The organism is Pseudomonas gingeri, assembly GCF_013386115.1.
GTDB lineage: Bacteria > Pseudomonadota > Gammaproteobacteria > Pseudomonadales > Pseudomonadaceae > Aquipseudomonas > Aquipseudomonas gingeri.
The window spans coordinates 327,699-347,729 of sequence record NZ_JACAOR010000008.1; the positions used below are offsets into that span (position 1 = coordinate 327,699).

Annotated in this window: 17 protein-coding genes; 14 read left to right on the plus strand and 3 right to left on the minus strand. The window is 63.7% G+C overall.

The features are described from left to right. Positions 1–3 precede the first annotated feature (3 nt). The 13 genes from HX881_RS17450 (at position 4) to HX881_RS17510 (ending at position 14,822) form a co-directional block, all read left to right on the plus strand. Positions 4–1,626 carry a methyl-accepting chemotaxis protein gene (locus HX881_RS17450; protein WP_177085684.1) on the plus strand — a complete coding sequence of 541 codons (1,623 nt, stop codon included), beginning with the start codon at positions 4–6 and terminating at the stop codon, positions 1,624–1,626. After that, positions 1,626–2,144, plus strand: coding sequence for a chemotaxis protein CheW (locus tag HX881_RS17455; protein ID WP_177085686.1), 519 nt, complete (start codon positions 1,626–1,628; stop codon positions 2,142–2,144). Before HX881_RS17450 ends, HX881_RS17455 begins: the two co-directional genes overlap by 1 nt. Then, positions 2,141–3,415 carry a CheR family methyltransferase gene (locus HX881_RS17460; RefSeq protein WP_177085688.1) on the plus strand — a complete coding sequence of 425 codons (1,275 nt, stop codon included), beginning with the start codon at positions 2,141–2,143 and terminating at the stop codon, positions 3,413–3,415. The genes HX881_RS17455 and HX881_RS17460 overlap by 4 nt, the downstream gene beginning before the upstream one ends. Further along, complete coding sequence (locus HX881_RS17465) at positions 3,412–4,095, plus strand: chemotaxis protein CheW (protein WP_017127080.1); 684 nt, start codon at positions 3,412–3,414, stop codon at positions 4,093–4,095. The genes HX881_RS17460 and HX881_RS17465 overlap by 4 nt, the downstream gene beginning before the upstream one ends. Continuing rightward, positions 4,092–6,386, plus strand: coding sequence for a hybrid sensor histidine kinase/response regulator (locus HX881_RS17470; RefSeq protein ID WP_177085690.1), 2,295 nt, complete (start codon positions 4,092–4,094; stop codon positions 6,384–6,386). Before HX881_RS17465 ends, HX881_RS17470 begins: the two co-directional genes overlap by 4 nt. Continuing rightward, positions 6,383–7,393, plus strand: a complete 1,011-nt coding sequence (gene cheB / locus HX881_RS17475) for a chemotaxis response regulator protein-glutamate methylesterase (RefSeq protein ID WP_042935710.1) — start codon at positions 6,383–6,385, stop codon at positions 7,391–7,393. The genes HX881_RS17470 and cheB overlap by 4 nt, the downstream gene beginning before the upstream one ends. Positions 7,394–7,444: 51 nt before the next feature. Next, on the plus strand, positions 7,445–8,458 hold the full coding sequence (locus HX881_RS17480) for a response regulator (protein WP_017127082.1): 1,014 nt from the start codon (positions 7,445–7,447) through the stop codon (positions 8,456–8,458). 120 nt (positions 8,459–8,578) lie between these two features. After that, positions 8,579–9,674, plus strand: a protein-coding gene (gene prfB / locus HX881_RS17485) for a peptide chain release factor 2 (protein ID WP_100221073.1) whose coding sequence is annotated in 2 segments (ribosomal slippage) — positions 8,579–8,650 and positions 8,652–9,674 — 1,095 coding nt in all. Because the reading frame shifts where the segments join, the coding sequence is not laid out codon by codon here. 82 nt (positions 9,675–9,756) lie between these two features. Further along, on the plus strand, positions 9,757–11,259 hold the full coding sequence (lysS, locus tag HX881_RS17490) for a lysine--tRNA ligase (protein WP_017127084.1): 1,503 nt from the start codon (positions 9,757–9,759) through the stop codon (positions 11,257–11,259). Positions 11,260–11,367: 108 nt separating this feature from the next. Next, on the plus strand, positions 11,368–12,084 hold the full coding sequence (locus tag HX881_RS17495; RefSeq protein WP_177085692.1) for a TetR/AcrR family transcriptional regulator: 717 nt from the start codon (positions 11,368–11,370) through the stop codon (positions 12,082–12,084). Between the two features lie 50 nt (positions 12,085–12,134). After that, positions 12,135–13,412, plus strand: a complete 1,278-nt coding sequence (locus HX881_RS17500) for a flavohemoglobin expression-modulating QEGLA motif protein (RefSeq protein WP_177085694.1) — start codon at positions 12,135–12,137, stop codon at positions 13,410–13,412. 175 nt (positions 13,413–13,587) lie between these two features. Then, positions 13,588–14,499, plus strand: coding sequence for an alpha/beta hydrolase (locus HX881_RS17505; RefSeq protein WP_177085696.1), 912 nt, complete (start codon positions 13,588–13,590; stop codon positions 14,497–14,499). Then, positions 14,496–14,822, plus strand: a complete 327-nt coding sequence (locus HX881_RS17510) for a PA3694 family proteiin (protein ID WP_017127088.1) — start codon at positions 14,496–14,498, stop codon at positions 14,820–14,822. The genes HX881_RS17505 and HX881_RS17510 overlap by 4 nt, the downstream gene beginning before the upstream one ends. A 181-nt stretch (positions 14,823–15,003) precedes the next feature. Here HX881_RS17510 and lptF read toward each other — a convergent pair whose 3' ends face one another. From lptF to HX881_RS17525, 3 genes are all read right to left on the minus strand, one after another. Then, positions 15,004–15,795 (minus strand): lipotoxin F family OmpA-related lipoprotein LptF, encoded by a 792-nt coding sequence (gene lptF, locus HX881_RS17515; RefSeq protein WP_177059290.1) that lies wholly within the window; start codon positions 15,793–15,795, stop codon positions 15,004–15,006. Between the two features lie 57 nt (positions 15,796–15,852). After that, positions 15,853–16,275: a DUF4398 domain-containing protein gene (locus tag HX881_RS17520; RefSeq protein WP_017127090.1), complete on the minus strand. Its 423-nt coding sequence runs from the start codon at positions 16,273–16,275 to the stop codon at positions 15,853–15,855. A gap of 285 nt (positions 16,276–16,560) precedes the next feature. Then, entirely contained in the window at positions 16,561–16,905 is a 345-nt protein-coding gene (locus HX881_RS17525; RefSeq protein ID WP_017127091.1) for a hypothetical protein, read from the minus strand. 236 nt (positions 16,906–17,141) lie between these two features. Between HX881_RS17525 and ppc the strand changes: the two genes are divergently transcribed. Next, positions 17,142–19,772, plus strand: coding sequence for a phosphoenolpyruvate carboxylase (ppc, locus tag HX881_RS17530; protein ID WP_103033047.1), 2,631 nt, complete (start codon positions 17,142–17,144; stop codon positions 19,770–19,772). Positions 19,773–20,031: the final 259 nt, after the last annotated feature.

The window sequence follows — 20,031 nt, forward strand, 5'->3', positions numbered from 1 at the left end:
ACTGTGAAGAACTGGACTTTGCGCCAACGAATACTGGCGAGTTTTGCGGTAATCATCGCGATCATGTTGTTGATGGTTGTCGCTTCTTATTCCCGGTTGTTGTCGATCGAGTCCAGTGAAGAGAGCGTGCGAACCGACGCGATTCCCGGCGTCTACTACAGCACCATGATTCGCAGTGCCTGGGTCGACAGCTATGTGCTGACCCAGCAGTTGCTGGGGTTCAGTGCCGACGGCGTGATCAGTCCGGCTGACCAGGAGCAGTACAAGAACTTCGCCAACCGTTTGCTGGCACAGATCGACGCCTATCAGAAGACCATCAATACCAGCGAAGACCAGGCGGCGTTCGATGTCTTCAAGCGTGAACACGAGGTCTACAACAAGACCCTGGCCACTGTGCTCGATCTCTACCAGCACAAGCAGAACGACGAGGCGATCCGCCAGTTCAACACGCAGATGAGTCCGGCCTGGATGGACGGGCGCAAACAGCTCAATGACATCATCACCCAGAACAAGGATGTGGCCGATCACGCCACCGATTCGATTACCGAGGCGGTCTCGGCGGCGAAGATCAGCATGGGCGTTTCCCTGCTGATCGCGGTGCTGGCTGCCGGTTTCTGTGGTTTGCTGCTGATGCGCGCGATCATGGCGCCAATGCAGCGCATCGTCGATATCCTCGAGATCATGCGCACCGGCGATCTCAGCAGCCGCTTGAACCTGGCGCGCAAGGATGAATTCGGCGCGGTGGAAACCGGCTTCAACGACATGATGACCGAACTCACCGCCCTGGTGTCCCAGGCCCAGCGCTCGTCGGTCCAGGTCACCACGTCGGTCACCGAGATCGCCGCCACCTCCAAGCAGCAGCAGGCCACGGCGACCGAAACCGCGGCCACCACCACCGAGATCGGTGCGACGTCGCGGGAGATCGCCGCGACTTCCCGCGATCTGGTGCGCACCATGACCGAAGTGTCCTCCGCCGCCGACCAGGCGTCGGTGCTTGCCGGTTCCGGCCAGCAAGGCCTGGCGCGGATGGAAGAAACCATGCATTCGGTGATGGGCGCCGCCGACCTGGTGAACTCCAAGCTGGCGATCCTCAACGAGAAGGCGGGCAATATCAACCAGGTGGTGGTGACCATCGTCAAGGTCGCCGACCAGACCAACCTGTTGTCCCTCAATGCCGCGATCGAGGCCGAGAAGGCCGGGGAGTACGGGCGCGGTTTCGCCGTGGTCGCCACCGAAGTGCGGCGCCTCGCCGATCAGACCGCCGTGGCCACCTACGACATCGAGCAGATGGTCCGGGAAATCCAGTCGGCGGTATCCGCCGGGGTCATGGGCATGGACAAGTTCTCCGAAGAAGTGCGCCGTGGCATGTTCGAGGTACAGCAGGTCGGCGAGCAGTTGTCGCAGATCATTCACCAGGTCCAGGCCCTGGCGCCGCGCGTGCTGATGGTCAACGAGGGCATGCAGGCCCAGGCCACCGGCGCCGAGCAGATCAACCACGCGCTGGTGCAACTGGGCGATGCCAGCAGCCAGACCGTCGAATCCCTGCGCCAGGCCAGCTTCGCCATCGATGAATTGAGCCAGGTCGCGGTGGGGCTGCGCAGCGGCGTTTCGCGTTTCAAAGTCTGATGAGCGAGTTGGTGGCTAAGCGCGTCGCCAGCGCGCCGTCCAGGAACAGCCTGTTCCTGGTCTTTCGCATTGGCGGCGAGCGCTATGCGCTGGAGGCTGTCGAGGTGTCGGAGGTGTTGCCGCGCCTGCAACTCAAGGCGATCGCCCATGCGCCGGCCTGGGTCGCGGGGGTGTTTGCCCACCGCGGGCTGATGGTCCCGGTGATCGACGTCAGTGCCATGACCTTCGGCCAACCCGCCGCCGCCCGCACCAGCACGCGGCTGGTGCTGGTGCATTACCGGCCTCGGCCCGAGGTGGACGGACACCTGCTCGGCCTGGTGCTCGAACAGGCGACCGATACCCTGCGCTGCAATCCGGCGGACTTCCAGCCCTATGGCCTGGACAATCGCCAGGCTCCCTACCTGGGGCCGGTGCGCGAAGACGAACAGGGCCTGGTACAACGCATCCGCGTCAATGAGCTGCTCAGTGGCGAAGTTCGCCAACTGCTGTTTCCCGAAGCTGCCGAGGGTCTGCAATGAGCAGTGACCAGCGCTTCTTCGATTTTCTCAAGGAGCGTATCGGCCTGGATGTCGCCTCGGTCGGCCCGGCCATTATCGAACGGGCCGTACGCCAGCGTTGCAGCCAGTTGCAGGCGGCCACCGCCGATGAGTACTGGAGCCGCCTGCAAGGCTCCGCCGATGAGCAGCAGGCGCTGATCGAGGCGGTGATCGTTCCGGAAACCTGGTTTTTCCGTTACCCGGAATCTTTCTCGACCCTGGCCCGCTTGGCCCATGAACTGCTGGCGCAACGTCGCGGCATGCGCGCGCTGAAGATCCTCAGCCTGCCGTGCTCCACCGGCGAAGAACCCTATTCGATTGCCATGGCCTTGCTCGATGCCGGCCTGGCGCCGCATCAGTTCAAGGTGGACGGCATGGATGTCAGCCCGTTGTCGGTGGAGCGCGCCCGGCGGGGGGTGTATGGCAAGAACTCGTTTCGTGGGCAGGATATCGGGTTTCGCGAGCAGCACTTCACCGCGCAGAACGACGGCTACCTGATCAGCGAGCGGGTGCGCGAACAGGTGCGCTTGCGCGCCGGCAACCTGCTGGATCCGGGCCTGTTGGTCGGCGAAGTGTATGACTTCGTGTTCTGCCGCAACCTGCTGATCTATTTCGACCTGGACACCCAGAAACAGGTGTTCGAGATCCTCAAGCGCCTGACCCATGCCGACGGCGTGCTGTTCATCGGTCCGGCCGAGGGCAATCTGCTGGGCCGCATGGGCATGCGCTCCATCGGTATCCCGCAGTCGTTTGCATTCCGGCGGCAGGAGGCGATCGAGCCCGCGCCAGCACCGTCTTTTGTGCCACCGCCGCCGCTACCAGTCCGTGCGCCGCCAGGCATCGCTGCCGTGGCGAAGGTGCGTCCTCGACCCTTCATGGTCGCCGCGCCGGCCATGCCAGCCCCCGCGGCTGCACCCTCGAACGACGCCACGGCCCTGCTCGCGCGAATTGCCGACCTGGCCAATGAAGGCCGCAGCAACGAGGCTCGTGAGGCTTGCGAAAGCTATCTGAAGCAACATGAACCGGTGGCCCAGGTGTTCTACTGGCTCGGCCTGCTCAGCGATGTCGCCGGCAGCGTGCTGGAGGCACAGGGCTTCTACCGCAAGGCGTTGTACCTTGAACCGCAACATCCCGAGGCCCTGGCCCACCTGGCCGCCTTGCTGGCGTCCCGGGGCGATGTGGCCGGTGCCCGGCGATTGCAGGACCGCGCCGCCCGTAGTGGGCGTGCCCCTGACAGTGAGCGTGAACGATGAGCGGTCTGACAGCCCTGAACCTGACCCATGAAGACGCCGAAGTCATCGACGATTGCTGGAACCGCATCGGTATCCACGGCGACAAGTCCTGTCCGCTGCTGGCGGACCATATCCATTGCCGCAACTGCTCGGTGTATTCCGCCGCCGCCACGCGTCTGCTGGACCGTTATGCCCTGCAGCAGGAACATCACCAACAGGCGACGGTGGCCGCGGGCGAAGAGATCGCCACCCGTTCGCTGCTGATGTTCCGCCTCGGGGAAGAATGGCTGGGCCTGGCCACGCGCTGCCTGGTCGAGGTGGCACCCTTGCAGCCGATCCATTCCCTGCCGCACCAGCGTTCGCGGGCCCTGCTCGGCGTTGCCAATGTGCGCGGGGCGCTGGTGGCCTGCCTGTCGCTGGTGGAGCTGCTGGGGCTGGAAGCGAATGTCCCGGTCACTTCCAGCGGCCGGGTCATGCCGCGCATGCTGATCATCGGTGCCCAGGGCGGGCCGGTGGTGGTGCCGGTGGATGAAGTCGACGGGATTCATGCCATCGACCAGCGCCTGCTCGACAATGCGTCCGCCGCCGGGCCCCAGGCCAGCGCCAGGTATACCCGGGGCGTCCTGCCGTTCAGGGGGCGCAGCCTGCGCTGGCTGGATGAAGAGCAATTGCTGTCGGCCGTGACCCGGAGCCTCACATGACCCCCGATCAAATGCGTGACTCCTCATTGATGGAGCTGTTCAGCCTGGAGGCCGAGGCCCAGACCCAGGTCCTCAGCGCCGGCCTGCTGGCGCTGGAGCGTAACCCGACCCAGGCCGACCAGCTTGAAGCCTGCATGCGCGCCGCCCACTCGCTCAAGGGCGCGGCGCGGATTGTCGGGGTCGACGCCGGGGTGAGCGTGTCCCATGTGATGGAGGATTGCCTGGTCAGCGCCCAGGAAGGGCGCTTGTACCTGCAGCCGGAACATATCGATGCCTTGCTGCAGGGCACCGACATGCTCATGCGCATCGCCACGCCGGGCAGCGCCAATGTCGGGCCGCTGGATGTCGAGGCCTATGTCCAGTTGATGAACGCCTTGCTCGACCCGGCGGCCCCGGGTGCCCGCGTCGCGCCGACCGTTGCGCCCGCCGCGGTCGAGCCGCCGCCTGCGCCGGTCGTGGTGTCGATGCCGGAACCCGAACCGTTGCCGACCACGGTCGAGCCCGAAGCCGTCGTGCCAGGCCGGCGCGTCACCACCGAGGGGGGCGAGCGGGTGTTGCGGGTCACCGCCGAACGCTTGAACAGCCTGCTCGACCTGTCGAGCAAATCCCTGGTGGAAACCCAGCGGCTCAAGCCGTACCTGGCCACCCTGCAACGCTTGCGGCGCATGCAGAGCAACGGCCTGCGGGCCCTGGACACGCTCAACGACCACCTGAAGAGCGTGGGCCTGAGCCTGGAAGCCGAGGAAGCCCTGGCCGATGCCCGGCGCCTGCTCGCCGAATCGCAACAGATGCTCACCGCCCAGACCGTCGAACTCGACGAGTTCGGCTGGCAGGCCAGCCAGCGTGCCCAGGTGCTCTATGACACCGCCCTGGCCTGTCGCATGCGGCCCTTCGCCGATGTGCTCAATGGACAGGTACGCATGGTCCGCGACCTCGGGCGCAGCCTGGGTAAACAGGTGCGGCTGGAGATCGAGGGCGAGAAGACCCAGGTCGACCGCGATGTCCTGGAAAAGCTCGAGGCGCCGCTGACCCACCTGCTGCGCAACGCGGTCGATCACGGTATCGAAAGTCCGGATCAGCGGTTGCTGGCCGGCAAGCCCGCCGAAGGCCTGATCCGCTTGCGTGCCTCGCACCAGGCCGGTCTCCTGGTACTGCAACTGAGCGACGACGGCGGTGGAGTGGACCTGGAACGCCTGCGCCGCAATATCGTCGAACGCCAGCTGTCGCCGGCCGAGACCGCCGCGCAGCTCAGCGAGGAGGAACTGCTGACCTTCCTGTTCCTGCCGGGCTTCAGCCTGCGGGACAAGGTGACCGAAGTCTCCGGGCGCGGCGTCGGCCTGGATGCCGTGCAGCATATGGTCCGGCAACTGCACGGTGCGGTGGTGCTGGAGCAGACGACCGGGCAGGGCAGTCGTTTCCATCTGGAAGTGCCGTTGACCCTGTCGGTGGTGCGCAGCCTGGTGGTGGAGGTCGGCGGCGAAGCCTACGCCTTCCCGCTGGCGCATATCGAGCGGATGCGCGACCTCGAACCGGAGGAAATCGTGCAACTGGAAGGTCGCCAGCACTTCTGGCACGAAGGCCGGCATGTCGGCCTGGTGGCGGCCAGCCAGTTGTTGCAGCGGCCGGCCAGCGAACACGTGGGCGAGAGCCTCAAGGTGGTGGTGATCCGCGAGCGCGATGCGGTCTATGGGGTGGCGGTCGAGCGTTTTATCGGCGAACGTACCCTGGTGGTGCTGCCACTCGACCCACGCCTGGGCAAGGTCCAGGACATCTCCGCCGGCGCCTTGCTCGACGACGGTTCGGCGGTGCTGATCGTCGATGTCGAGGACATGCTGCGCTCGGTGGAAAAACTGCTCAATACCGGGCGCCTGGAACGTATCGACCGGCGTAATCGCCAGACCAGCGAGGCCGCGCGCAAGCGCATCCTGGTGGTCGACGATTCCCTGACCGTACGCGAACTGCAACGCAAGCTGCTGCTCAACCGGGGTTACGAGGTGGCGGTCGCGGTGGATGGCATGGACGGCTGGAACGCCCTGCGTGCCGAAGACTTCGACCTGCTGATTACCGATATCGATATGCCGCGCATGGACGGGATTGAATTGGTCACACTGTTGCGTCGAGACAATCGCCTGCAATCGCTGCCGGTGATGGTGGTGTCCTACAAGGATCGTGAAGAAGACCGTCGGCGTGGACTGGACGCCGGGGCCGACTATTATCTTGCCAAGGCCAGCTTCCATGACGACGCGTTGCTCGACGCGGTGGTAGAGCTGATTGGAGGCGCCCAGGGATGAGGATCGCAATCGTCAATGACATGCCCATGGCGGTCGAGGCCCTGCGCCGCGCCCTGGCGTTCGAGCCGGCGCACCAGTTGGTCTGGGTGGCTAGCAATGGCGCCGAGGCGGTGAAGCTCTGCGCCGAAGACACTCCGGACCTGATCCTGATGGACCTGATCATGCCGGTCATGGACGGTGTCGAGGCCACGCGCCGGATCATGGCCGAGTCACCGTGCGCGATCGTCATCGTCACCGTCGACCGCCAGCAGAACGTCCACCGCGTCTTCGAGGCCATGGGCCATGGCGCGCTGGATGTGGTCGACACACCGGCCATCGGCGGGGCCAACCCGAAGGAGGCCGCCGCGCCGCTGTTGCGCAAGATCCTCAATATCGGCTGGCTGATCGGCCAGCGTGGCAGCCGGGTGCGCAGCGCTGCGACTCCCGGCCGGGACAATGGCTCACGGCAGAAACTGGTGGCCATCGGTTCTTCGGCCGGTGGTCCGGCGGCCCTGGAAACCTTGCTCAAAGGGTTGCCGGTCAACTTTCCGGCGGCGATCGTGCTGGTCCAGCACGTGGACCAGGTATTCGCCGCCGGCATGGCCGAATGGCTCAGCACGGCCTGCGGACTGCCCGTCCGGCTGGCCCGCGAGGGCGAGGCGCCGCAAAGTGGTACTGTGCTGCTCGCCGGCACCAATCACCATATCCGGCTGTTGCAGGACGGCACCCTGGCCTATACCGCCGAGCCGGTGAATGAAATCTATCGTCCCTCCATCGATGTGTTTTTCGAAAGTGTCGCCAGCTACTGGAAGGGCGACGCGGTGGGCGTGCTGCTCACCGGCATGGGCCGCGATGGTGCCCAGGGACTGAAATTGATGCGTGAGCGAGGCTATCTGACGATTGCCCAGGACCAGGCGAGCAGTGCGGTGTATGGCATGCCCAAGGCAGCTGCCGCCATCGACGCCGCCGTGGAAATTCGCTCACTGAACAGGATCTCGCCACGTTTGCTGGAGATCTTCCCCACATGAACCTTGCAACCAGCCCGCCTGGCTTGAACGCAGTAATGCAGGTGACCGCGCATGAATGATTTACAACTGGATGGTTTCAAACCCACGGACGAGAACGCCGCGATGGTGCTGTTGGTCGACGACCAGGCCATGATCGGCGAAGCGGTACGGCGCGGCCTGGCCTCGGAAACCAATATCGATTTCCATTTCTGCGCCGATCCTCATCAAGCCATCGCCCAGGCGATCCGGATCAAGCCGACGGTGATTCTCCAGGACCTGGTGATGCCGGGGCTCGACGGCCTGACCCTGGTGCGTGAATACCGTAATCACCCGGCGACCAAGGACATCCCGATCATCGTGCTGTCCACCAAGGAAGATCCGCTGATCAAGAGCGCGGCGTTTTCCGCCGGGGCCAACGACTACCTGGTCAAGCTGCCGGACAACATCGAGCTGGTGGCACGTATCCGCTACCACTCGCGCTCCTACATGATGCTGTTGCAGCGCGATGCGGCCTATCGTGCCCTGCGGGTCAGCCAGCAGCAGTTGCTCGACACCAACCTGGTCCTGCAGCGCCTGATGAACTCGGACGGCCTGACCGGGCTGTCTAACCGCCGGCACTTCGACGAGTACCTGGAGCTGGAATGGAGAAGGGCGCAGCGCGAGCAGACGCAACTGTCGTTGCTGATGATCGACGTGGATTACTTCAAGTCCTATAACGACAGCTTTGGTCACCTGGAAGGCGATGAGGCCTTGCGCAAGGTGGCGGAAGCGATTCGCGAGGCCAGCAGCCGACCGTCGGACCTGCCGGCGCGTTACGGCGGCGAGGAGTTCTCGCTGGTGCTGCCCAATACGTCCCAGGGCGGGGCGCGGCTGGTGGCGGAAAAACTGCGCCAGACCGTGGCGGGCCTGAAGATTCCGCACAATATGCCGGGCGAGGGCTCCGTGCTGACCATCAGCATCGGTCTGTCGACCATGACGCCGCAACAGGGCAGCAACTGCCGCGAACTGATCTCGACGGCGGACAAGGGGCTGTATTCGGCGAAGAACAACGGGCGCAATCAGGTGGGGATCGGCCAGGGGGAATGAGCGGCCGGAGAAAAAATTGATCCCGTGGCGGCCTCCACCCCGCCAAGCGGGCTGCCTGGATGGTTACAATTCGGTTATACTCGTCGGCTTTCAAAAGTTCACCGACGAGTGCTGCCCGCCATGGAAATCAACCCGATCCTTAACAGTATCAAGGACCTGTCCGAGCGCTCCGAAACTATTCGGGGGTATCTTTGACTACGATCAAAAGCATGAGCGCCTGACCGAAGTCAATCGCGAGCTTGAAGATCCGGCTGTCTGGAGCAACCCCGAATACGCACAGAACCTGGGACGCGAGCGCTCTGCGCTGGCCCAGATCGTCGAGACCCTGGATGAAATGTCCAGCGGTCTGGCCGATGCCCGCGACCTGCTGGAAATGGCTGCCGCCGAGGAAGACCAGGGCGCCGTGGACGACGTCGCCGCCGAAGTGGAGCGCCTGCGCGAGGCCCTGGAAAAACTGGAGTTCCGTCGCATGTTCAGCGGCGAAATGGACCAGAACCACGCCTACCTGGATATCCAGGCCGGCTCCGGTGGCACCGAAGCCCAGGACTGGGCCAACATCCTGCTGCGCATGTACCTGCGCTGGGCCGACAAGCGCGGTTTCGACGCGACCATCATGGAACTGTCCGCCGGCGAAGTCGCCGGGATCAAGGGCGCGACCGTGCATATCAAGGGCGAATACGCCTTTGGCTGGTTGCGCACCGAGATCGGCGTGCACCGCCTGGTGCGCAAGAGCCCGTTCGACTCCGGCAACCGTCGCCACACGTCGTTCTCGGCGGTCTTCGTGTCGCCGGAAATCGATGACAACATCGAAATCGACATCAACCCGGCCGACCTGCGGATCGATACCTATCGTTCCTCCGGTGCCGGTGGCCAGCACGTCAACACCACCGACTCGGCGGTACGGATCACCCACGTCCCGACCAACACCGTGGTCAGCTGCCAGAACGAACGTTCCCAGCATGCGAACAAGGACACCGCGATGAAGATGTTGCGGGCACGCTTGTACGAACAGGAAGTACAGAAGCGCAACGCCGCTTCCCAGGCCCTGGAAGAGACCAAGTCGGATATCGGCTGGGGTCACCAGATCCGCTCCTACGTACTCGATGCCTCGCGGATCAAGGATCTGCGGACCAACATCGAGCGCAGCGATTGCGACAAGGTGCTGGACGGCGACATCGACGAATACCTGGTGGCCAGCCTCAAGCAAGGGCTGTAAGACACTACTGTGGTAGCCGGCTTGCTGGCGATCCCCGGCCGCAGGCCGGGGGCAACGAACCTGTGATGGAAAATCTGAAGACATGAGCGACCAACAACTCGACCCGCAAGCCCTGCAACAGGAAGAAAACGCCCTGATCGCCCTGCGCAAGGAAAAGCTTGCCGCCGAGCGTGCCAAGGGCAACGCCTTCCCGAACGACTTCCGCCGCGACGCCTACTGCGAAGACTTGCAGAAGCAGTACGCGGACAAGACCAAGGAAGAGCTGGCAGAGGCAGCGATCCCGGTCAAGGTTGCCGGTCGCATCATGCTCAACCGTGGCTCGTTCATGGTGATCCAGGACATGTCCGGGCGCATCCAGGTCTACGTCAACCGCAAGACCCTGTCGGAAGAAACCCTGGCCGCGGTGAAAACCTGGGACCTGGGCGACATCATTTCCGCCGAAGGCACCCTGGCCCGTTCCGGCAAGGGCGACCTGTACGTCGAAATGACCGATGTGCGCCTGCTGACCAAGTCGCTGCGTCCGCTGCCGGACAAGCACCATGGCCTGACCGATACCGAGACCCGTTATCGCCAGCGCTACGTCGACCTGATCGTCAACGAAGAAGTCCGCCAGACCTTCCGCGTGCGTTCGCAAGTCATCGCCCATATCCGTAACTTCATGATGAAGCGCGACTTCATGGAAGTGGAAACGCCGATGCTGCAGACCATCCCTGGCGGTGCCGCGGCCAAGCCGTTCGAAACCCACCACAACGCGCTGGACATGGGCATGTACCTGCGCATCGCGCCGGAGCTGTACCTCAAGCGCCTGGTGGTCGGTGGCTTCGAGCGCGTGTTCGAGATCAACCGCAACTTCCGTAACGAAGGGGTGTCGACCCGGCACAACCCTGAATTCACCATGCTGGAGTTCTACCAGGCGTACGCCGACTACGAAGACAACATGGACCTGACCGAAGAGCTGTTCCGTGAGCTGGCCCAGGCCGTCCTCGGCAGCACCGACGTGCCGTACGGCGACAAGGTGTTCCACTTCGGCGAGCCTTTCGCCCGCCTGTCGGTGTTCGATTCGATCCTCAAGTACAACCCGGAACTGACCGCCGACGACCTGCTGGACATCGACAAGGCGCGCGCCATCGCCAAGAAGGCCGGGGCCAAGGTGCTCGGCTTCGAAGGCCTGGGCAAGCTGCAGGTGATGATTTTCGAAGAACTGGTCGAGCACAAGCTGGAACAGCCGCACTTCATTACCCAATACCCGTTCGAAGTCTCGCCACTGGCGCGTCGCAACGACAAGAACCCGAACGTCACCGACCGTTTCGAGCTGTTTATCGGTGGTCGTGAAATCGCCAACGCCTATTCCGAGTTGAACGACGCGGAAGACCAGGCCGAGCGCTTCCAGGCCCAGGTGGCCGAGAAGGATGCGGGCGACGACGAAGCCATGCACTACGACGCCGACTTCGTCCGTGCGCTGGAATACGGCATGCCGCCAACGGCCGGTGAAGGCATCGGTATCGACCGCCTGGTGATGTTGCTCACCAACGCCCCGTCGATCCGTGACGTGATCCTGTTCCCGCATATGCGGCCCCAAGCCTGACTATGCTGAACAAGAAGCCGCCTTTACCAGGCGGCTTTTTATTGTCTGTGTGGCACTGGCGTACTGATTCTGATTTCACCTGTCTTTGATCTGTGAGGGATACCTGTCGTGAACCGTGCAATGGCTCAAAAGGGCGCAGCTGGCATCGCCACCGCGGTAGCTGAAAGCGTCCAGTACCAGGGACGCAAGGCCAGCCGACAGGGCAGTGAGCAACGGCGACAGGACATTCTCGACGCAGCGATGCGCATCGTCGTGCGTGATGGCGTACGGGGTGTGCGTCACCGCGCGGTGGCGGCCGAGGCCTGTGTGCCGTTGTCGGCCACCACCTACTATTTCAAGGACATCGATGACCTGCTGACCGACACCTTCGCCCAGTATGTCGAGCGCAGCGCGGCTTTCATGGCCAAGCTGTGGGAAAACAACGAAGGCCTGCTGCGCGAGATGGTCGCCTACGGTGATGGCAGTGCGGCGTCGCGGGCCCAGTTGGCCGACGATATCGCGCGGATGACCGCCGACTATATCCAGCGCCAGTTGCACAACCGTCGCGAGCACCTGATGGCCGAACAGGCGTTTCGCCAGGAGGCCCTGCTCAATCCGCGCCTGGCGGTGCTGGTGCGTTCCCACCAGCAGATTCTGCTGCAGGGCACCTGCCAGTTTTTCCAGGTCCTGGGTTCCAGGGAGCCACAACAGGATGCCAAAGTGTTGACGGCGATTATCGGACGGATGGAATATCAGGGCCTTCTCGGCGAGGCGGGCCCCGAGGCGGAACAGGACATGCTCGGGATCCTCACCCGTTACATGCATCTGGTGCTGGCGTCCGTCTAGGCTGTAGCGAGTGCACAGGCAGTCACCGAAGCAATGATCAGGAGTTTTCCTTGGACGATTACCAGCAGACGATACGCAGCCTGTCCGACCGCATAGTGCTGGCACAGACACCGATTCGTGTGCTCGACGCGGTGAAGTGGGACGAGAACATCCGCAAGGGCTTTCTCAAGGCCAAGGGCAAGGAAATGCCCGCGGTGGATCGCGATTACTACACCTCGCGGCCATTGTCGTTCGACTCCGGCGCGGTGAAGCTGGAGTTCCAGAACATCGAGCGCGACATCACCCGCCAGCTCGGCCAGTTCAACCCGGTCGGGCAGATCATGCGGCGCATGTGCAAGGAGTACCGCATGGTCGTGCGGATGCTCGAAGCGCGGGGCACCGCCGACTTCGGGCTGATCTCGCAGGAACTCTACGGCGCCGCCTCCGATGCCTTCCATGCCGGCGATCCGACCCTGGCCGACCTGGGGCTGATGCTCTCCGACTACCTGAACAATATCGACGGCCGTGGCGACCTCAAGGACGAACCCAAGACCCTGACCGCCAAGGATGCCGTCGGCCTGCTGCAGAGCCGCCTGAACAAGGTGTTCGGCGAGGCCGAGGAAACCATCCGGGTGTTCGAGTCCGATGGGATCGTCGCCGACGCGGCGGCCGGTGCCGACTACATCAAGATCCGCGCCGATGCGCTGTTCAACTCGCGGGATGTCCGCGCGCTGGAGGTCCACGAAGGCCTGGTGCATGTCGGCACCACGCTCAACGGCCTGAACCAGCCGATCTGCACCTTCCTGTCCAAGGGCCCGCCCTCGTCGACGGTGACCCAGGAAGGCCTGGCGATCCTGATGGAAATCATCACCTTCGCCTCCTATCCGAGCCGCCTGCGCAAGCTGACCAACCGCACCCGGGCCATCGACATGGTGGAGCAGGGCGCCGACTTCCTGCAGGTGTTCGAGTTCTTCCGCGAGCAGGGTTTCGAGATGGCCGAAAGCTACGGCAACGCCAGTCGGGTCTTCCGCGGATCGACGCCGACGGGGCTGCCCTTTACCAAGGACCTGTCCTACCTCAAGGGCTTTATCATGGTTTACAACTACATTCAGTTGGCCGTGCGTAAAGGCAAGCTGGAGCAGGTGCCGCTGTTGTTCTGTGGCAAGACCACCCTGGAAGATATGCGCACCTTGCGCCAGCTGGTCGACGAGGGCCTGGTGGTGCCGCCCAAGTACCTGCCGGAGCAGTTCCGGGACATGAACGCGTTGTCGGCCTGGATGTGCTTCAGCAACTTCCTGAATCACCTGAGCCTGGACCGGATTGAGGCGGATTACTCCAATATCCTGTGAGGTTTCATCGATCCAACGGCAACATCGATCCAACGGCAACATCAATCCTTGTGGGAGCTGGCTTGCCAGCGATAGCGATCTTACAGTTGACCGCTTCGGGGCTGAAACACCGCTATCGCCGGCAAGCCGGCTCCTGCAGTTATCCGCGTTGACTAGCTCACGAGGTTTCAAACGGATGAGAATCCTCGGCATCCTTTGCCTGCTACTGACCCTCGGCGGTTGCAGTTCGCTGCTGTTCTATCCCGAGCCCGGCCTGCCGTTCACGCCGGACAAGGCCCATCTCGAATACCGCGATATCACCCTGACGACCGCCGATGGCACCCACCTGCGCGGTTGGTGGCTGCCGGCCAAGTCCGGGGTGCCGGTCAAGGGCACGGTGCTGCACCTGCACGGCAATGGCGGCAACCTGTCCATGCACCTGGGCGGTAGCTGGTGGTTGCCGGAGCAGGGCTACCAGGTGCTGCTGATCGACTATCGCGGCTACGGCCTGTCCGCCGGCGAACCGAGCCTGCCGGCGGTCTACCAGGATATCGAGGCGGCGTTCCAGTGGCTGCAGACGGCTCCCGAGGTACAGGGCCGGCCGCTGGTGGTGCTGGGCCAGAGCCTGGGGGGCGCGATGGCGGTGCATTATCTGGTCGAACACCCGGCCTACCAGTCCCGCCTCAAGGCCCTGGTGCTCGATGGCGTGCCGGCCAGCTATCGCTCTGTCGGACGCTTCGCCCTGGCGGGTTCCTGGCTGACCTGGCCCTTCCAGGTGCCGTTGTCCTGGCTGGTGCCGGACAGCGACAGCGCGATCAACGCCATGCCGCGCCTGGGCGGGGTGCCTAAGCTGATCTTCCAGAGTATCGACGATCCGCTGGTGCCCTTGACCAACGGTATTGTCCTGTATCAGGCCGCGCCGCCGCCGCGGGTGCTACAACTGACCCGTGGCGGTCATGTGCAGACCTTCGCCGACCCGACCTGGCGCCAGGTGATGTTGCGCTATCTGGAGGATCCGCAGCATTTCAACGGCTTGCGCCGGTTGGGCGAGATCCCGAATTATCCCGCTGTCCCGAATTCGAATAGTGAACCCGAGAATCCGCAATGACTGAAGAACGCAACGCCATTCCCCTGATCATCACCGGTATCTGCAGCATCATCGGCACGGTGGCGTGCCTGTGGTACTACGGCTACCTGCATTTCGCCAAGCCGGAGGATGCGTTGCTGCTCAATCAGTTCACCATGCTTAAGACCGTGCCGGGCGAAGACTACAAAGTCTCCCTGACCCCGGCGAACGAAGTCGCGCAGTGCATCGATGGCGTGCTGGTCCTGTTCGACACCGAGCAGAAGGGCCTGACCGGTGTGCTGGTCAACGACCGGAAACAGGCGGTGCGCTGCATGGGCCAGGAAACGCCGAAGCTTGCGCAGTAACTGATCGTTGATCGTTCCCACGCTCTGCGTGGGAACGCCTCCCTGGACGCTCCGCGTCCGCTTTGTGACGCATAGCATCACGGGCTGCATTCCCCCGCAGAGCCTCGGAACGATCTCGATCGTCATCCGCCCATGAAAAAGCCCCGCCNNGGCGGGGCTTTTTCATGGGCGGTGCAACCGGTCAGTAGGCGCTGCTGACCGAAGAGCGCGGTGCCACCGGCTGGTTGTCGTTGGAGATGGTCACCTCCACGCGACGGTTCATGGCCCGGCCCGAGACGCTGCCGTTATCCGCCACCGGATACTCCTTGCCATAACCCTGGGTGACGATGCGCGAAGGATCCACGCCCATCTTGATCAGGGCCACCTGGACCGAAGTCGCACGACGCTCGGACAGGCTCTGGTTATAGGACGCCGCGCCGGTGCTGTCGGTGTAACCTTCAATGATCACCTTGCGGTCCGGGTTTTCCTGGAGGAACTGCGCCAGCTTGTTGATGTTGACCAGGCCGTTGGACTTCAGGTCGGCCTTGTTGGTGGCGAACAGCACGTCACCGAAGGTCACCAGCGTGCCGCGGTCGGTCTGCTTGGCGTTGAGGCTGTCCTGCAACTGCTTGATCTGCGCGTCACGGGCATCGAGGCGGGCCTGGGCCCGTTGTGCCGCGGCATTTTTCAGGTTGGCCTCGGCGGTGCGCAGGGCGATGGTCTGCTTGGCCACTTCCACCCGCTGGTTGGTCAGGTAGGCCAACTGGTCGACGGTCTGTTCGTTTTCACGGTTCTGGTAGGCCTTGTCGGCCTTGTCCAGGTAGTCGCTGGCGTCCTTGGTTTCCAGGGCCGCGACCTTGCTTGCCTGTGGGTTGGCCTGGAGGCCGGAGAAGTTGGTGCGGGCCTGTTCCAGGTTGGCGTTCGGCTGCGATGAGCAGGCCGCAAGACCTACGCTCAGAGCCAGAAGGGCTGGGATCATCAATTGTTTACGCATAATGGCTGGTCCTTTTCTATCCGTTGAAACTTCAGGGTGCGCGAAGCGGTGCCGGGCTTATTGCGCCGGTTGCACGGGGCGTTGGCTTTCCTGACGCAGTTCCTGAACCCCTTTCTGGGAATCCTTCAGCGCAAGTTCGGCCTTGGCGGCCTGGGCCTTGCGTTCGGCGACACGGGCATCCCATTCGGCCTGTTCGGCCAGGCGTCGGGCGTCGTCGTATTTCTTGTCGTGCATGGCCAGTTCGGCTTGCTTGAGCTTGTCCTGGGCCGATTTCATTTCCACGGCGGCGTATTCGGTGCCTCCGGCGCTGACCGCGCTGTTGACGGCAGATTGCGTCACCGCGTACTGCTCGCTCGGCGGGTTCCCGGCGCAACCGGCCAGGATGAAGCTGGTGCCGAGGGCCAGCGCGGCCAGTTTCAGCCCGCGCAGGTGGTTAAACGTGGATGTGGCAGTACTGGTCTTCATGGTCTTCAACTCCATTGGATAACTCCTGAAAAACATCAATACCCATCACGGTCCCGAAGGCCTTCAGCATCGATCCCGCCGTCTCGGCCGGGGCGTTTTACAGCAGCTGTTCCGGTGATGGCTACTGGCTGTGACCCGAGGCTTTTTTGAATAGTTCAGCAGGGATGGCTAATCGCCCGAAAAAAATACTGATCGATCGGTCAATGCAGAAAAACTGAACTTTGGCGACGCGCAGCGGTATCCCCGACTCGTGCTGGAGTCAGGAATACCGGGGCTTTCAGGGGAGGCAGCGGTGAGGTGTCAGTGCTTTGGCTCATCGGCCCGGGAGGCCATATCGTGCAGGTAGCGACGCGATAGCGTGAGAAAACGCGGGGTTGCGCCGACGTCCTCATAAAGGGGGTCACCCTCTTCGTCGGTGGCGACCACATGCTGGCCCTGGACATAGGGGAAGCTCGCTTCGAGTTCCTCCAGGGCGGCACCGATCAATTCCCCCAGCAACTCTTCGGGGCTGCGCTTGGGGTACATCTCGGTAATCGCGGCGAGGCGGGCGGCGGCTTCCACGTCGAGGTGAACGGCGTAGCCGCTGTCGGTCAGGCGACCCTTGGCATTCTCTTCCCAGTGCTGGGCTAGCTCGCGGATTTTCATGGCGACCTCAATTCGCACCCGCTGGTGGCGGGTATTGATGAGTGGCCGGACTGGCGTCAAGGCAGGGCCGGCGGTAAGCCCGGGTAGGGCCTAATTATCAGACTAGCTGCAGGCGGCCAGGTTCAGCGGGGAATTTTTTGTCGCCGGGCAATCGATCGCCCGGCTTGTAAGGCTTCGTCGCTGTGGTGCACTCTTGGGCTCTGGAACCGTCTCAGAGTCCGCCGGAGAGCCTGCCGATGTCCGATATTGATGTGCGTTTGCGTGAGGACGTTCACCTGCTGGGTGAACTGTTGGGCAATACCATCCGAGACCAGCACGGCGATGAGTTTCTCGACAAGATCGAGCGGATTCGCAAGAGCGCCAAGGCCGATCGCAGCGATTCGGCCAGTGCCGAGTTGAGCGCCAGCCTCGGTGACCTTGGTGACGACGAATTGCTGCCGGTGGCCCGGGCGTTCAACCAGTTCCTCAACCTGGCGAATATCGCCGAGCAGTATCAGTTGATCCACCGGCGTGACGAGTCGCAACCGGCACCGTTCGAGTCGCGGGTGCTGCCGGAGCTGCTCGCCCGTCTGCGCGCCGAAGGCCATGGCGCCGAGGCCCTGGCGCGACAACTGGGGCGCCTGGACATCGAACTGGTGCTCACCGCGCATCCCACCGAGGTGGCCCGGCGCACGTTGATCCAGAAATACGATGCCATTGCCGCGCAACTGGCGTTGCAGGACCACCGTGACCTGACCGCTGCCGAGCGCGAACAGATCCGCCAGCGCCTGCAACGGTTGATCGCCGAGGCCTGGCACACCGAGGAAATCCGCCGGACCCGGCCGACGCCGGTGGATGAAGCCAAGTGGGGTTTCGCGGTGATCGAGCATTCCCTCTGGCAGGCGATCCCCAACTACCTGCGCAAGGCCGACCAGGCCCTGCACGCCGCCACCGGCCTGCATCTGCCACTGGAGGCGGCGCCGATTCGCTTCGCGTCCTGGATGGGCGGCGACCGCGACGGCAACCCGAATGTCACCGCCAAGGTCACCCGCGAAGTCCTGTTGCTGGCACGCTGGATGGCCGCCGACCTGTATCTGCGCGATGTCGACCAGCTGGCCGCCGATCTGTCGATGCAGCAGGCCAGCGAGGCCTTGCGCGCCCAGGCCGGCGACAGCGCCGAACCCTATCGCGCGGTGCTCAAGCAACTGCGCGAACGGCTAAGGGCGACCCGCCAGTGGGCCCATGCTTCGCTGGCGGTGACGCAGCCGGCTCCGGACGAGGTCCTGCAGAACAACCGCGAGCTGCTGGAGCCGCTGCAGCTGTGCTATCAGTCCCTGCACGAATGCGGCATGGGCGTCATCGCCGATGGACCCTTGCTCGACTGCCTGCGGCGGGCGGTGACCTTCGGCCTGTTCCTGGTGCGCCTGGATGTGCGCCAGGACTCGTCGCGGCATGCCGCCGCCATGAGTGAGATCACCGACTACCTGGGCCTGGGTCGCTACGAAGACTGGGACGAAGACGCGCGCCTGACCTTCCTCATGCGCGAACTGGCCAATCGTCGGCCACTGCTGCCCGCGTACTTCAAGCCCTCGGCGGACACCGCCGAAGTGCTGGCGACCTGCAAGGAGATCGCGGCGGCACCGGCGGCTTCCCTGGGTTCCTATGTGATCTCCATGGCGGGCGCGGCTTCCGATGTGCTCGCGGTGCAACTGTTGCTCAAGGAGTCCGGGGTCCTGCGGCCGATGCGCGTGGTGCCGTTGTTCGAGACCCTGGCCGACCTGGACAATGCCGGTCCGGTCATGGAACGGCTGTTGCTGCTGCCCGGTTATCGTTCGCGCCTGCAAGGACCGCAGGAAGTGATGATCGGCTACTCCGACTCGGCCAAGGACGCCGGCACCACGGCGGCGGCCTGGGCACAGTACCGGGCCCAGGAGCGGCTGGTGGAGATCTGTCGGGAACAGCAGGTCGAACTGCTGTTGTTCCATGGTCGCGGCGGTACCGTCGGGCGTGGCGGCGGTCCGGCCCATGCGGCGATCCTGTCGCAGCCGCCGGGCTCGGTGGCAGGGCGTTTCCGCACCACCGAACAGGGCGAGATGATCCGCTTCAAGTTCGGCCTGCCGGACATCGCCGAACAGAACCTCAACCTCTACCTGGCCGCCGTGCTCGAAGCCACCCTGCTGCCGCCGCCACCGCCGGAACCGGCCTGGCGCAGCCTGATGGACGAACTGGCCGCGGACGGCGTCAATGCCTACCGCGCCGAAGTACGGGACAATCCGCAGTTCGTCGAGTATTTCCGCCAGTCGACCCCGGAACAGGAACTCGGCCGTCTGCCACTGGGCAGCCGCCCGGCCAAGCGTCGGGCCGGTGGGATCGAGAGCCTGCGGGCGATCCCGTGGATTTTCGGCTGGACCCAGACACGCCTGATGCTGCCGGCCTGGCTCGGCTGGGAGGCGGCCCTGCGCAAGGCGCTGGAGCGTGGCGAAGGCGAACTGCTGGGGCAGATGCGCGAACAGTGGCCGTTTTTCCGCACGCGCATCGACATGCTGGAAATGGTCCTGGCCAAGGCCGACAGCGATATTGCGCGGTCCTATGACGAACGTCTGGTGGAGGCCGAACTGTTGCCGTTGGGTGTGCACTTACGCGACCTATTGTCGCAGGCGTGCACGGTGGTGCTGGGTCTGACCGGCCAGTCGCAACTGCTCGCCCACAGTCCCGAGACCCTTGAATTCATTCGCCTGCGCAACACCTACCTGGATCCGCTGCACCTGCTGCAGGCCGAGTTGCTGGCCCGTTCGCGCCGCCAGGAAAGCGCCCAGGACAGCCCTCTGGAACAGGCTTTACTGGTGTCTGTGGCGGGGATCGCCGCCGGGTTGCGCAATACCGGCTAAGGTGTTGTGAATCATCGCCTGCCGATGGCAGGACAGGAACGACCGCCCGGTCACGGGCGGTCGTTTTTGTGTGGCGACACTTTGTTGCCGGGTTGCGACTCGGGATACCGGGTTTCAGGTGTCATGATGGCAGCGGTTACTGCGACTTTCGGCGGCTTGTGTGGGGTCGGTCGGCTGTGTATCTTGATCAGCCTTTGGCCGTTTGGGCGGCCATCACCCTATTGTTGAGATTGGCCCCACGAGGCGAATCCGAGCGTTT

Excerpts from the sequence above, each read along its gene's own strand:
- HX881_RS17455 (WP_177085686.1), top strand. The coding sequence starts at position 1,626 with ATGAGCGAGTTGGTGGCTAAGCGCGTCGCCAGCGCGCCGTCCAGGAAC.
- HX881_RS17460 (WP_177085688.1), top strand. The coding sequence starts at position 2,141 with ATGAGCAGTGACCAGCGCTTCTTCGATTTTCTCAAGGAGCGTATCGGC.
- HX881_RS17465 (WP_017127080.1), top strand. The coding sequence starts at position 3,412 with ATGAGCGGTCTGACAGCCCTGAACCTGACCCATGAAGACGCCGAAGTC.
- HX881_RS17470 (WP_177085690.1), top strand. The coding sequence starts at position 4,092 with ATGACCCCCGATCAAATGCGTGACTCCTCATTGATGGAGCTGTTCAGC.
- cheB (WP_042935710.1), top strand. The coding sequence starts at position 6,383 with ATGAGGATCGCAATCGTCAATGACATGCCCATGGCGGTCGAGGCCCTG.
- HX881_RS17480 (WP_017127082.1), top strand. The coding sequence starts at position 7,445 with ATGAATGATTTACAACTGGATGGTTTCAAACCCACGGACGAGAACGCC.
- lysS (WP_017127084.1), top strand. The coding sequence starts at position 9,757 with ATGAGCGACCAACAACTCGACCCGCAAGCCCTGCAACAGGAAGAAAAC.
- HX881_RS17505 (WP_177085696.1), top strand. The coding sequence starts at position 13,588 with ATGAGAATCCTCGGCATCCTTTGCCTGCTACTGACCCTCGGCGGTTGC.
- HX881_RS17510 (WP_017127088.1), top strand. The coding sequence starts at position 14,496 with ATGACTGAAGAACGCAACGCCATTCCCCTGATCATCACCGGTATCTGC.
- lptF (WP_177059290.1), bottom strand. The coding sequence starts at position 15,795 with ATGCGTAAACAATTGATGATCCCAGCCCTTCTGGCTCTGAGCGTAGGT.
- HX881_RS17520 (WP_017127090.1), bottom strand. The coding sequence starts at position 16,275 with ATGGAGTTGAAGACCATGAAGACCAGTACTGCCACATCCACGTTTAAC.
- HX881_RS17525 (WP_017127091.1), bottom strand. The coding sequence starts at position 16,905 with ATGAAAATCCGCGAGCTAGCCCAGCACTGGGAAGAGAATGCCAAGGGT.
- ppc (WP_103033047.1), top strand. The coding sequence starts at position 17,142 with ATGTCCGATATTGATGTGCGTTTGCGTGAGGACGTTCACCTGCTGGGT.